This window comes from Limosilactobacillus pulli (genome assembly GCF_947381555.1).
Lineage (GTDB): Bacteria > Bacillota > Bacilli > Lactobacillales > Lactobacillaceae > Limosilactobacillus > Limosilactobacillus pulli.
On record NZ_CANCWQ010000002.1, the window covers coordinates 72,140 to 85,339 of the forward strand.

Genomic DNA, 13,200 nt, shown 5'->3' on the forward strand with positions numbered 1-13,200 from the left:
TTGATGTGTCAGTTTAACTGATGTCCTAACCCGCTGAAATTAAAAAACCCGTTGGCCAATCCTTGGTCAACGGGTTTTTTAGTTCCTTTATAGAATCGGTGAGAACAAGCGTGAAAACGTCTGTTTAAAGCGCAGCCAAAGCGGTTGGACTGCAAACATCTCAGGTGTCATAACCTTGCAGTCGCGAATATCATTGACAAAGATCTGTTCCAATTGATCCGTAATGCGGTGGTCATAAATAAAGGCATTGATTTCAAAGTTAAGCTTGAAGCTGCGAAAGTCAACATTGGCCGAACCAACCGAAGCCATCTTGCCGTCAACAACCATGGTCTTGGCATGCAGAAAACCATTTTGATAAAAGTAGATCGTCGCTCCTTCGTTGGCCAGCTGGTGGGCATAATATTGCGTAGCCCGATAGACAAAGGGATGATCTGGCTTGCATGGTACCATGATGCGCACGTCAACGCCAGAATGAATGGCAATTCGCAACGCATCCAAGACACTATCGTCAGGAATCAGATACGGCGTTTGGATCCAGATATGATCCTGAGCGGCATTGATCAGCCGCAAATAGCCAAGCTTGATTTTTTCCAACGGTGATTCTGGACCATTTGAAACGATCTGCAAGGCTGTATTGCCCTGCTTGACCGTAATTGGTGGAAAGTAAGGCCGATAGTAAATGATCTTATCGTGCACGTGCCGCTGCGATGCGTTCCAATCACGAATAAATCGCTGCTGCAATGAATAAACGCCCCCACCAATCACACGTAGATGCGTATCACGCCAGTAGCCAAACTTTGGCAGTCGGCCCAAATACTGATCACCGACGTTAAAGCCGCCCACGTAGCCGATCTGACCGTCAATAGTGACGATTTTTCGGTGATCGCGATAGTTCAGCCGAAAATCAAACAAGTTGCTGTGCGTCATCAAGAAGGGTTCAGCCAGGCCGCCATTTTGTCTTAAAGCATCATAAAAACTGCGCTTAACGCCCATTGAGCCCCACGAGTCATATAAAACCCGGACCTCAACGCCTTCTGCCGCTTTCTGCTCCAACAGCGTGCGCAGCTGATTGCCGATCTGGTCGTTATAGATCGTGTAAAACTCAATATGGATGCTTTTTTTGGCATTAGCTAGATCATCAAACATCTTTTGAAACAGTTCTTGCCCATCCGTATAGATATCAACCTGATTGTGCCGAGTCAAAAACGCGTTGTCGATGCTTTGAAACAGCATGATCGTTCGTCGATACATGCGCATGGTCTGTTTTTTAGGCCGCGGCATATCCAAAAACTGCTTTTTCTGCTCTTCTAAGGCCGCGCTCAGTTCCAGTTCCGTTTGCGACTGAATCCGTTCCATCTTGTCCTGGGGCAGCTTGCGTCCTAAAAATGCATATAGGATAAAGCCCAGCACCGGAATCAGGGTCAAAACCAGCAGCCAGGCCCAGGTCGCGGCAATATCGCGCTTTTCACGAAATACCGTATAAAGCGCGGCAATTTCGTTGATTAAGATAATTCCCCAAATAATCAACTTGATAATCTGCCACGTCGTTAAAAGCATTGTTCTACCTTCCTTTCGCTTGCTTTTTTTATTCTAACGCACCTTTTGATTCGAACCAACAACTTAATTGCGCTATAATTTTTCGAAATATGATAACTATTGTTAAAAAGGAATGAACGATTATGTTTAACTCACTGCCATTGGGAATCGGCCAGTACCATCTGTTTCACGAACTGTTCAAGGCCAATCCACGACTGGCGATTATCGCTTTGGCGCTGATCGTCATCTTGGCAATCTACTTGAATCAACGCCATTAAAAAAGAGCTGGCTTTTTACCAGCTCTTTTTTGCTTATTCAGCTTTTGGTGCTTGATAGTCTTTGTTTTTGCTAATAACCAGCTTGCCATCCTGCATGTCGGCGCGCAGATGCTTAACGTCCAGGTGATCCAGATAGTAGTCGGTAACCTGGTCGCGAATCTGCTGTTCAACGACCCGCCGTAATGGACGAGCCCCCATTGCCTCATCATAGCCTTGGTCAATCAAGAAGTTCTTGGCTTCCTCGCTAACCGCAACGTCCATGCCCTTCTTAGCCAGGGTCTTGTTGACGTCTTTGAGCATCAGGTCAACGATTTGCTTGAGATCCTCTTTCGTCAGGTGGCGGAATTCAACAATGGCGTTAAACCGATTGAGGAATTCAGGACGGAAGTATGGCTCCAGCCGCTTAGTCAGGCTCTCTTCTTTATCGTCAGCGGCTTTGATCATGGCATCACTGGAGTAGCCGGCATTGGAGGTAGCAATAATAATCGTGTTCTTAAAGTCGACCGTATTGCCTTGACCATCCGTCAGTCGACCATCATCCAATACTTGCAAAAGCAGCGTGATGACTTGCGGATCAGCCTTTTCAATTTCGTCAAGCAAAACGATTGAGTAAGGGTGACGACGAACCTTTTCTGTCAGCGTATTGCTGTTGTCATCGTAGCCAACGTACCCAGCCGTAGTCCCAATCAGCTTGGAAACGGCCGTCCGATCAGAGTATTCGGACATGTCGAGTCGAATAATGTCGTCTTTGTTGCCGAACATATCCAAAGCCAATTGCTTAGCCAGTTCAGTCTTCCCGACACCGGTTGGTCCAACGAACAGGAAGCTGCCGATTGGACGATTACCTTCGTCAAAGCCGGCCCGGTTCCGCCGAATTGCTCGTGCAACGGCGTCAACGGCCTCATCTTGACCAATAACCTTGCTCTTGAGCCGACCAGCCAGGCCTTTGAGCCGTTCAATATCGCTGGCGCCCATCTTAGAAACCGGAATGCCAGTCAGCCGTTCAACTGAGTCAGCAACATCGCTTGGCGTTGCCGTAACTTTTTCAGAAGCCGAGTGATCTGCCAATTCCTTTTTCAGATCAGCAATTTTGTCCTTGCACTGCTGAGCCTTTTGATAGTCTTCTTTTTCAGCAGCTTCGTTTTGTTCTTTTTCAACGCGCTTGATCTCGGCCTCGATCTCCTTGGCATCCTTAACAGGGTGCTTAGCTGCCAGGTGAGCAGCCGTCATGTCAACCAGGTCAATAGCCTTGTCTGGCAGGCTGCGCTGTGGAATATATTGAACTGAGTAGTCGATGGCAGCCTTTAAGACATTATCCGGCAGCGTGACGTTGTGGTGCTTTTCATACAGCCCCCGAATCCCCTGCAGAATCTTAAACGTATCTTCCTTGCTTGGCGCATTGACGACAACTGGGTTGAACCGCCGTGACAGGGCGGCATCCTTCATGATGGTATTGCGGTACTCATCTTGTGTCGTAGCCCCGATAACCGTGATTTCACCACGTGACAGTGCTGGCTTCAAAATATCGGACATCCCTTTGGAGCCATTGCCATCACCAGAGCTGCCGGCCCCAATGATCTGGTGAATTTCATCGAAGAACAAGATGACGTTGCCAGCCTTCTTGACTTCATCGACCAGCTTTTGCATATTTTCTTCAAAGCTGCCCCGATATTGGGTACCAGCTTCCAAACTGGAAATATCAATGCTGATAATCTGTTTGTTTTTAATTGCGGCTGGGACATCGCCGTTGACGATGGCTTGGGCCAAACCTTCAACGACCGCCGTCTTACCAACCCCGGCATCACCAACCAAAACTGGATTGTTCTTGATTCGACGACTGAGGATTTCCGCGGTTTCTTGAATTTCTTTGTTACGACCAATGACTGGATCCAATTTACCAGCCTTGGCTTCTTCAGTTAAATTGCGCCCCAGCTTTGCCAGCATATCGCCCTTTTTAGGTGCCTTGGCAGCAGTCTGCTTGGCGCCAGTCTGTGGCAGCTTGCCGGTTTGACGATACTGAGCGTATTCTTCTGGGGTCACTTCACGTCCATTGATCAGGTAGCGGCGATTTTCGGTATTAAAACCGTTTAGGCCGCCCATCATCTGGTTAAAAATGTCATTCATGTCATCGAATGGATCTACTGGAATCTGTGCCATAAGCTATTCCCCCTATAATTTTATATTCAATTGTAGTTCGCTAAATCAGTGGTCAATAAAAGGCCCAATGCTATACACTCGACCTCCTACTGCTACACTATGCGATTATCGTTCCAAGTAATGCTCTTCCAGCTCCTTTAGCACTTCCCACATCTTGCGGTGCTGTGCCCGAGCCAAAGCATCCAAGTCGCGCAGATTAAGCGGCGTGGCACTGGTCTGCTCCTTGTTGAACGATTTATGCAAGGTCGTGTAGCCGTAGCCGGATCGCTTGGACACTTGATAGATCGTCAAGTGATTCACGTCCAAATAATGCTTGATGTCGATTCGCACCATGCTCACTTCCTTTACGTTTTTTATTATATCACGTCTGTGGTATAACACAAGTGTAAAATACCACATTTGTAAAACATTTTTAGTTAATTTATGAGATTTTTCCTTCCTTATATATTACCAATGATGAAAGCGTTATCCTTCAATATGAACCACCGCTTTTACAAACAAATCCACGCTGATAATCTCTGTGAATAAAAAAATGGATAAAAAAATTTAACCATTTTCTCACTTTAGTCCTCATGTTCCCAAAATACCGCACCGCAAACGTTTATCGCAATTTTGACATCCTTTTTGTTCCTTGATTATCTTTTGCATAAAATATAAAAATATAAGGAATAGTTGACTTTTTATTCGTATTTCTGTATATTTAATAACAATTTATAAATCAATTATAAATTAAGAGCAATCAGAAACAGAAATATCGGAGGAAGAACTTATGAAACAAGAAAAGGAAAAAATCGTTTTAGCTTATTCTGGTGGTCTGGACACCTCAGTTGCCATTGCCTGGCTCAAGAACAAAGGCTATGACGTAATCGCATGCTGTATTGATGTAGGCGAAGGCAAGGACCTGGAAGCCATCAAGGCTAAAGGTACCCAGGTTGGTGCCTACGCATCCGTTGTGATCGATGCCAAAGAAGACTTTGCAGAAAACTTTGTCCTGCCTGCTCTGCAAAGCAATGCCATGTACGAACAAGAATATCCCCTGGTTTCTGCTCTTTCCCGACCTCTGATTGTTCAAAAGCTCGTTGCCGTTGCCAAAGAATATGGTGCCACTGCCATTGCCCATGGCTGCACTGGAAAGGGCAACGATCAGGTTCGTTTTGAAGCCGGCATTCATGCCCTGGCTCCTGATATGAAGATTGAAGATCCCATTCGTGACTGGCACTGGTCACGGGAAGAAGAAATTGATTATGCCAAGAAAAATGGCATTCCCGTTCCAATTACCATGGAAAGTCCCTACTCAATCGATGAAAACCTGTGGGGACGGGCCAACGAATGTGGGATTCTTGAAGATCCATGGGCCAGCGCTCCTGAAGATGCCTACGATCGGACCAACCCAATTGAAAAAACGCCAGATACGCCTGAAATCATGGAAATTCAATTTGAGCACGGCAAGCCGATCGCCCTTAACGGTGAAGCCATGCCGCTGGCCGAACTGATCATGAAGCTCGATAAGATTGCTGGTAACCACGGAATTGGCCGAATCGATCATGTTGAAAATCGGCTGGTCGGCATCAAGTCGCGTGAAATCTACGAATGTCCAGCCGCCACGGTCCTCTTGAAGGCGCACAAGGATCTGGAAGATTTGACTCTGGAACGTGAGGCAGCCCACTTTAAGCCAGTCGTTGAACTAAAGATGGCCAACCTGATCTACAATGGTCTGTGGTACTCGCCATTGATGAAGGCCATTCAAGCATTCATTAAGGAAACACAAAAAGACGTTAACGGAACGGTCCGGGTCAAGCTGTTTAAAGGCAACGTTGTCTGTGAAGGTCGGAAGTCGCCTAATTCCTTGTATGACAAGAACCTGGCTACCTACACCTCAGCCGATGAATTTGATCAGGAAGCTGCCGGCGGCTTCATCAAGCTCTGGGAACTGCCTGACAAGGTCTATGCTCAAGTTCAGGCCAATGCTGCCAAGAACCAATCTGAATCTAGCGTAAAGGAGGAAACCATCAGTGCCGATTAAGCGGATGTGGGGTGGTCGGTTTGAAGAATCCGGTTCCGATCTGGTAAATAAGTTTGGAGCCTCGATCGAATTCGACCAGGAAATGGCCCAAGAAGATATTCAAGGATCATTGGCCCATGTCAAGATGCTTAAGGCAACCAAGATCCTTGATGCAGTGGATGCCGATGCAATTATCAAGGGACTGGAAACACTTGATAAAAAGCTGAAGCAGGGCCAGCTGTCCTTTAATATTGAAAATGAAGACATTCATATGAACATTGAGGCGCTCTTGACCGAAGAGATCGGTCCGGTTGCTGGCAAGCTGCATACCGGCCGTAGCCGAAACGATCAGGTCGCCACCGACTTACATCTATACGTCAAGGAACGACTACCCCAAGTAATCGTGGCTATCAAAAAACTGCAGCAGGTCTTAGTAGATAAGGCTAGTGCCAACGTTGAGACCATCATGCCTGGCTATACGCATATGCAGCATGCCCAGCCAATTTCTTATGGTCATTATTTAATGGCTTATTTCCAGATGCTGCAGCGTGACGCTGAAAGATTTGAGTTCAACATGCAGCATACCGACGTCTCTCCGTTGGGCGCGGCGGCTTTGGCGGGAACGACCTTTCCGATCGACCGTCAATTGAGTGCGAAGTACCTCGGTTTCTCAGATATCTATCACAACTCATTGGACGCGGTATCAGATCGTGATTTTGTCTTGGAATTTATCAGCAATGCCAGCATTTTGATGATGCACCTGTCGCGAATGTGTGAAGAGCTGATTTACTGGTGCAGCTACGAATTTGGCTATATCGAGCTTTCAGATGCCTATTCCACGGGTAGTTCAATCATGCCGCAAAAGAAAAATCCCGATACCGCTGAGCTGATTCGGGGTAAGACGGGTCGGGTCTATGGCGATCTGATGGGACTTTTGACGACGATGAAGGGCCTGCCGCTAGCATACAATAAAGATATGCAAGAAGATAAGGAAGGCGTTTTTGATGCCGTCAAGACAATCATCCCCAGCCTAAAGATCATGGCTGGCATGGTTGAAACGCTTAAAGTTAACCAAGATAAAATGGAGCATGCCGTTCATAACGACTTTTCCAACGCTACCGAGCTGGCCGACTATCTGGCAAGCAAGGGGATGCCATTCAGACAAGCGCATGAGATCGTAGGCGAGTTGGTCTTAAAGGGACTAAAGACTGGCAAGAATCTCAGCGATATCAGTTTGGATGAATACCAAAAGATCAGTCCGCTGATTGATGAAGACGTCTATCATGTCCTGCAGCCAAAAGTTGCCGTTCAGCGTCGGAACTCAGCTGGCGGAACCGGTTTTTCCCAGGTTAAGGCTCAAATTGAGGCTGCCAAAAAGTTATTAGAAGATTAAAATTAAAATTCCAGTAAGGCTGGTTATAACCTTACTGGAATTTTTTTATGTTATTTGATTAAATCAATGCGACACTAGCTGCTTTTAAGGTCTTAATGCGACATCAATCGCATCTTTGTTGATTGATTTTAAATGCATAATACGATTCGATATAATTATGTAGTTAATTTTGGAAACGTTAGGAAGAATAAAATTGAAGCTTAAGAAGTTAACCATAAACTGGTTCAGCATGCTTTGGCTGACCGTCCTCTTGATTGTGACGGTCGCGGTCTGTACTACCGCTCGCCAAATGCTTTCCCATGCTGCTGGCCAGTCCTTTTTGTTTTTATGGATGATTAAAAATACCGCTGCTTTAAGCGTTGTGGTTTTGCCAATGATGCTGGGCGCAATTGAGTTAAGGACCTCTCATCGCCAAACCACTGCAATCTTACTTGGGACTGTTGGGCTAATCTTATTTGGCATTGCCAATCATTTGAGTCAGCCGGCCATTTTGGAAAGCGTGCCTTCCGCTGAGCGCTACGTCGTTCAAAATATTTTTGTAACTTGGCTGGCATATCTGGCATTGATGCTTTTTGACCCTTGGCTTAAAAAATGGCTGCATCGTTTCAAACTACCATGGCGCCGCCGTTTTTTGATTATTTTAACGCTGACGCTCTGGCTGCTCAATCTTAATCACGCAGCCGGCGTTTTAGGTTTTGCTGGTGGCAACAGTTTTTTATGGTTTATCTATTTATTTGCCTTGGGTGACTGGCTGAATAACGACCTGCCTTTACAAAAATCGATCCGAATCGGTTGGCTGCTGGCTTTTAATCTATTGATTTTTTTGACGACGTGTCTGACGGCTTGGTTTAAGATCAATCAGCTGACGTATAATCCGCATGATGGACTGGTCTTGACTACGCACTATCAAGTCGCCATCAACGCCTTTCAAAACAACTATTTATTAATGGCTATTCTGATCGTTTTAACACTGGTCAAGCTGCTAAATTCACGCTCAGCAAGCGGCTTTTACGGTATTTTAGGCGGCTTGGTGCTGAATCTATTGGCTGTCCCCAAGCTGCTGGTGCCGTTTCTAAAGTATCAACCGGACTGGCATTTGATCGTCGCCATTTTGATTGTCTGGATAAGCACTTGGCTGCTGGCAATCTTGCTTAATCAATGGGCCACGCGCTTTGACTGGCGAATCAGGATCAATCTGACCACGATGCTAAATGGTTTGAAAATCGCCCTGTTCAGATACTGGCCACTGCTTTTGACCACCAGCATCATCTGGGGGATGACGATTTGGTCATTTGGCTATCTTTGGAACTGGCAGCTTAACATGGTGCAGTGGATCATCATGGATCACCATGCCATCGTCTGGGCCAACGTCTTGATTATGATGGCACTGGCTGGAATTTTAATGGCGCTTACCAATCGCTGGTGGATCAGCAGTACTTTGACAATCATCATCTATGGCGGCTGGCTGATTGCCTCGATTCTTAAGATTCAAGCCCGTGAAGAACCGATTCTGCCAACGGATTTGGCAACGATTACCGCTCCCAAAGAAATGCTGGGAATGGTCGATCCAACGATTCTGATTGCAGCTGGTGTTTTTGTCATCGTACTTTTAGGCTTTGCCATCGTTATCGAAATACGGTATGGCCAAAAGTGCCGCTTTAGGATTCAATGGCGTTATTTAATCGGTGCCCTTTCTCTTCTTTATCTAAGCGGCTTTGCCTTGATCAATCATACCAACTCGCCAACCTATCGCTGGGCCGAAAAAGTCGATGATACACCATATTTTTACGCTCAACTGCGTGGTGCCAAGGTCAACGGCACACTGCTGCAGTTTGCCAATAACGTTGATGTTCGAGTAATGGATAAGCCTAAAGGATATTCCAAGGCCCGTATGGAAAAAATCGGTCAGATCTATCTGCAGCAAGCAAAAAAAATCAATCGACATCGAACCCATGCTACTGTCGGCAACCAGCGGCTCGTCTTTATTTTAAGCGAAAGCTTTGCCGATCCAAGACGTGTACCTAATCTAAAGGTCAGTGGTAATCCGGTGCCATATCTGGATCAGCTTAAATCGCATACGACCAGTGGCTTGATGCTCAGTACTGGCTATGGTGGTGGGACGGCCAATATGGAATATCAAGCACTAACCGGACTTTCTATCGTCAACTTCTCACCAACCATGCCAACGCCTTATTCACAGCTGGTACCATATCAAAAACATGCTGTTGCCATTAATCAGCTGTTCTCATACAGTGATGGGATTCATCCGTTTACCGCCAATCTATACAGTCGCGTAAAAGTCTATCGCAAATTCGGCTTCAACCGTTTCTATCATCTTGATGGTGGCAGCCGCCTTTCCTATACTCACAAGATCGACAACAGTCCGCGTATTGATGACTGGTCAGCCTATCAGCAGGTCTTGTTGAACCTGAAAAACCATCATGGCAATCAGTTCATTCAGCTGGCTACCATGCAAAACCACATGCCTTATAACAATTTCTATCATCACAACAACTATAAGGTCAGTGGAACGGCCTATCGAACTCCTCAGGCTCAGCAGCAGATTGAGACCTACACGCAGGGCATCCACTATACTGACGAGGCACTCAAAAAATTCATCAGCCGTTTAGATCAAAGCAGCCAGCCGACCACCGTTGTCTGGTATGGTGATCATCTACCAGGCATCTACAACGGTGTTTCAATGGCTGAACACGGTCTGGTAATGCATGAGACCGACTATTTCATTTACAGCAATCCGGCTGCTCAGCGAATCAACCGCGGTCATGTTGACAAAACCAAGATCGTCAGTCCCAATGAGTTTATTCCGATGGCCATGGCGCAGATGGATTTGAAGGTTTCGCCATACTACGCGCTTTTGACTCAGGTTCATGAAAAACTGCCGGCAATCACGCTTGATACCAGCATTCACAGCCACAGCAATCGCCCACACAGTACTGCCGTCGAATATGTTGATCAAGATGGCCTAAAGACATCGCTTTCCTTAAAACAGATGCGGCTGTTCAACGACTATCGCATGGTTCAATACGATCTGACGGCTGGCCATCACTACCTGCTGCATGACTGGTTCATACTCAAGGTCCCACACTAACTAAAAAAGAGGCTGGGAATTAACTCAACCTCTTAACTATTTTATGGATAATAATGCCTCAGCGCAGTAGCTGGCTGGGTCGAAGACAAACTCCGAAAATCGGTCGCAAGCTGATTTTCGGAGTTTTTTCTCACTCTCTTTTAGCTAATCCGATCAGCCACGCCATTAACAATCGTCTGCAGCGTAATTTGTCTCATCTCAGCTTCAGCAGCTTTTTGTACCTGATCATAGACTTGTCCGAGGACTGGCTGAATGTTTTTGCCAACTGGACACTGCTGGTTGGTCTGTTCATCAATATGCAGTAAATGTTGGTTCTCCTCAACAGCAGCATAGACATCTAGCAGCGTTACCTCATTAGCTGATCGACTCAGCTGTGGTGCCGGAGCATCTGATTTTGACTTAAGAATGCCAGCTTTGACCATTTTGGCAATCAGGCTGCGAATCAAGCTGGGATTTGCGTCCACGCTGGCAGCCAGATCCTGACTACTGATTTTTTGACCATGGTAAATCTCTAGATAAACCAAAATATGTACGGCATCACTTAATCGATGGGAATACTTCATAATATGCGCACCTCTATTTATGATAAGGCAGACCATTGATAATCGTAAATGCACGATAGATCTGTTCGGTCAAAACCAGCCGCATCAGCTGGTGAGGCAGCGTAAACCGACCAAATGAGATCTGTTCATCAGCTCGTTTTAAGACTGCTGGGCTCAGTCCCAGTGACCCGCCGATCACGAAGGTAATGTCGCTGTGACCATAAGTTGCCAGTTGATTAAGCGTCTTAGCAAATTCTTCTGAACTACGCTCCTTGCCATTGATTGCCAGGGCAAAAACATACTCACGGTCTTTGATCTTGCTTAGAATTCGCTCACCTTCTTTGGCCATGACCTCATCCATCTCAGCCTGACTTAATGACTCGGGTGCTTTTTCATCTGGTACCTCGACAATTTCAAACTTGCAGTATCTCCCCAAACGCTTGGCATATTCGGCAATTCCAGCCTTAAAGTATTTTTCCTTCAACTTGCCAACACCAATTATCTTAATGTTCATTTAAAACTCCTTTACTACGATCGTTCGGTAATTCTATTAATTCGTCTCCCAATTAACCACGGCAGGTTATCCACAGCTCAAAACCAAAACAGCCGTTTGTATCCAGCCACTAAATCCATTGATATAACAATGTTTTTTAAACTTCAATAAATATGATAAAGGGTTTTCCACAATTCTGCAATCTTTACTTGTGGATAACTAAAAGTATTGATTTTACAAGCTTCTGATCTAACTTTAGCTTACCGATTCTTTTACACGCAACGTGGTGTTAAAAAATAGGCTGATTTAGTTTTCCACTGTTTTTGGAACATTTATCCACAGAAATTGTGGATAATTCGTCAAATAAAAAACGTGATCTTAACAATCAATTAATCATTAAGAACACGTTTTAAGGTTATTGATTATCCGATGAACTGCTGCTGTCAGCACTAGCAGCCTGCGTCAGCTTAACCGATACCGTCTGCTGCTTGCCTTGGCGATACAACGTCAACTTGATCGTATCGCCAACCTTATATTTGTACAGCTGAGTCTTCAGATCACCACCATCATTAACCTTTTTATTGTTGATCTTGGTAATCACATCGTATTTTTGAATTCCCGCCTGGTCTGCTGCCGAACCACTTTGGGTCTTCATGACTACGACCCCTTTGGTAATGCTCTTTGGCAGCTTGAGGACGTTTTGCTGATCATCACCGTCAACATTGCTTAAGTCAAGCATTTCAATTCCCAAGGATGGCCGGGTGATCTTACCATTGGCAACCAACTGATTGATCACTCTGACGACCTCGTTGCTTGGAATCGAAAAGCCCATCCCTTCAACACTGGTCCCTTGGTTATCACTGGCCAGCTTCATCGAATTGATACCGATAACCTGACCTGCCATGTTGACCAGCGGACCACCAGAATTACCAGCATTAATGGCCGCATCAGTCTGAATGACCGTCGTATTGGTGCCGGAATTGCTTGAACTGGCACTGATCGTCCGCTTAGGTGCAGAAATAATCCCCTTGGTAACCGTATTAGCATATTCACTGCCCATTGGCGAACCGATTGCCAAAACATCTTGACCAGCCTTGATCGAGTTGGAATTACCGAACTTGGCAACCGTCGTCACGTTGGCAGAGCTGATCTTTAAGACGGCCAAATCAGTCGTTGCGTCGGTACCAACCAGTTCAGCCTGGACTTTCTTGCCGTTGCTCATGATTACCTGCAGCGCGCTGGCTCCAGAAACCACATGATTGTTGGTAACGATATAGGCAGTATTGCCTGACTTCTTGTAGATTACCCCTGAGCCCTCACTTGCCGTCTGCAGCGAACTGGAATTGGAGCTTGATGAATCTGAATCCGCACCAAATATCGACAAAATATCATTGTCATCAGAGGAGCTGGTCTGCTTATTGATGACGCTGACCACGGCCCCTTTGACCACGTTATAGGCCTCAGTTGACTGATTGCTCTTAGTATCCTCATTTTTATTGATCTTAGTGCCCCCGGATTTGTTTGATCCAGATGGCACTTTGGTAGCTTCGTTTTGCTGATGAGTGACGATTGCATTACCCACGCCATATGATACGCCACCACCAATCAGGCCCGCTAAAAGTCCTACCCCTGCAACTTTGACGATTAACCGCTTGCCTGCCATAATCTAATACTTCCTTTGTTTTTTTTC

General features: G+C 45.9%; 10 protein-coding genes. 4 read left to right on the forward strand and 6 right to left on the reverse strand.

Going from position 1 to position 13,200, the window contains the following annotated elements:
- Positions 1 to 87: 87 nt before the first annotated feature.
- On the reverse strand, positions 88 to 1,557 hold the full coding sequence (cls, locus tag QOS03_RS01115; protein WP_283575077.1) for a cardiolipin synthase: 1,470 nt from the start codon (positions 1,555 to 1,557) through the stop codon (positions 88 to 90).
- Between the two features lie 122 nt (positions 1,558 to 1,679).
- Between cls and QOS03_RS01120 the strand changes: the two genes are divergently transcribed.
- Positions 1,680 to 1,814, forward strand: coding sequence for a hypothetical protein (locus tag QOS03_RS01120; RefSeq protein WP_283575078.1), 135 nt, complete (start codon positions 1,680 to 1,682; stop codon positions 1,812 to 1,814).
- Between the two features lie 33 nt (positions 1,815 to 1,847).
- Here the strand turns inward: QOS03_RS01120 and QOS03_RS01125 are convergent, their stop codons facing one another.
- Together QOS03_RS01125 and QOS03_RS01130 are read right to left on the reverse strand one after the other, a co-directional pair.
- Positions 1,848 to 3,971 carry an ATP-dependent Clp protease ATP-binding subunit gene (locus QOS03_RS01125; protein WP_283575079.1) on the reverse strand — a complete coding sequence of 708 codons (2,124 nt, stop codon included), beginning with the start codon at positions 3,969 to 3,971 and terminating at the stop codon, positions 1,848 to 1,850.
- A gap of 105 nt (positions 3,972 to 4,076) precedes the next feature.
- Positions 4,077 to 4,301, reverse strand: coding sequence for a hypothetical protein (locus tag QOS03_RS01130; protein WP_033934622.1), 225 nt, complete (start codon positions 4,299 to 4,301; stop codon positions 4,077 to 4,079).
- A 439-nt stretch (positions 4,302 to 4,740) separates the two neighbouring features.
- On the opposite strand from QOS03_RS01130, the gene QOS03_RS01135 reads away from it, so the two are divergent.
- The 3 genes from QOS03_RS01135 to QOS03_RS01145 all read left to right on the forward strand — a co-directional run bounded on the left by QOS03_RS01135 (position 4,741) and on the right by QOS03_RS01145 (position 10,475).
- Positions 4,741 to 5,994, forward strand: coding sequence for an argininosuccinate synthase (locus QOS03_RS01135; RefSeq protein WP_283575080.1), 1,254 nt, complete (start codon positions 4,741 to 4,743; stop codon positions 5,992 to 5,994).
- Positions 5,984 to 7,366 (forward strand): argininosuccinate lyase, encoded by a 1,383-nt coding sequence (gene argH, locus QOS03_RS01140; RefSeq protein WP_283575081.1) that lies wholly within the window; start codon positions 5,984 to 5,986, stop codon positions 7,364 to 7,366. Before QOS03_RS01135 ends, argH begins: the two co-directional genes overlap by 11 nt.
- A 193-nt stretch (positions 7,367 to 7,559) precedes the next feature.
- Positions 7,560 to 10,475, forward strand: a complete 2,916-nt coding sequence (locus QOS03_RS01145) for an LTA synthase family protein (protein WP_283575082.1) — start codon at positions 7,560 to 7,562, stop codon at positions 10,473 to 10,475.
- 140 nt (positions 10,476 to 10,615) lie between these two features.
- Here QOS03_RS01145 and QOS03_RS01150 read toward each other — a convergent pair whose 3' ends face one another.
- The 3 genes from QOS03_RS01150 to QOS03_RS01160 all read right to left on the reverse strand — a co-directional run bounded on the left by QOS03_RS01150 (position 10,616) and on the right by QOS03_RS01160 (position 13,173).
- Entirely contained in the window at positions 10,616 to 11,038 is a 423-nt protein-coding gene (locus QOS03_RS01150) for an Rrf2 family transcriptional regulator (protein ID WP_283575083.1), read from the reverse strand.
- 13 nt (positions 11,039 to 11,051) lie between these two features.
- Positions 11,052 to 11,531, reverse strand: coding sequence for a 23S rRNA (pseudouridine(1915)-N(3))-methyltransferase RlmH (rlmH, locus tag QOS03_RS01155; RefSeq protein ID WP_169461849.1), 480 nt, complete (start codon positions 11,529 to 11,531; stop codon positions 11,052 to 11,054).
- A gap of 394 nt (positions 11,532 to 11,925) precedes the next feature.
- Complete coding sequence (locus QOS03_RS01160; protein WP_283575084.1) at positions 11,926 to 13,173, reverse strand: S1C family serine protease; 1,248 nt, start codon at positions 13,171 to 13,173, stop codon at positions 11,926 to 11,928.
- Between the last annotated feature and the right edge of the window lie 27 nt (positions 13,174 to 13,200).

Coding starts and splice junctions, on each gene's coding strand:
- cls (WP_283575077.1), bottom strand. CDS start 1,557: ATGCTTTTAACGACGTGGCAGATTATCAAGTTGATTATTTGGGGAATT.
- QOS03_RS01120 (WP_283575078.1), top strand. CDS start 1,680: ATGTTTAACTCACTGCCATTGGGAATCGGCCAGTACCATCTGTTTCAC.
- QOS03_RS01125 (WP_283575079.1), bottom strand. CDS start 3,971: ATGGCACAGATTCCAGTAGATCCATTCGATGACATGAATGACATTTTT.
- QOS03_RS01135 (WP_283575080.1), top strand. CDS start 4,741: ATGAAACAAGAAAAGGAAAAAATCGTTTTAGCTTATTCTGGTGGTCTG.
- QOS03_RS01150 (WP_283575083.1), bottom strand. CDS start 11,038: ATGAAGTATTCCCATCGATTAAGTGATGCCGTACATATTTTGGTTTAT.
- rlmH (WP_169461849.1), bottom strand. CDS start 11,531: ATGAACATTAAGATAATTGGTGTTGGCAAGTTGAAGGAAAAATACTTT.
- QOS03_RS01160 (WP_283575084.1), bottom strand. CDS start 13,173: ATGGCAGGCAAGCGGTTAATCGTCAAAGTTGCAGGGGTAGGACTTTTA.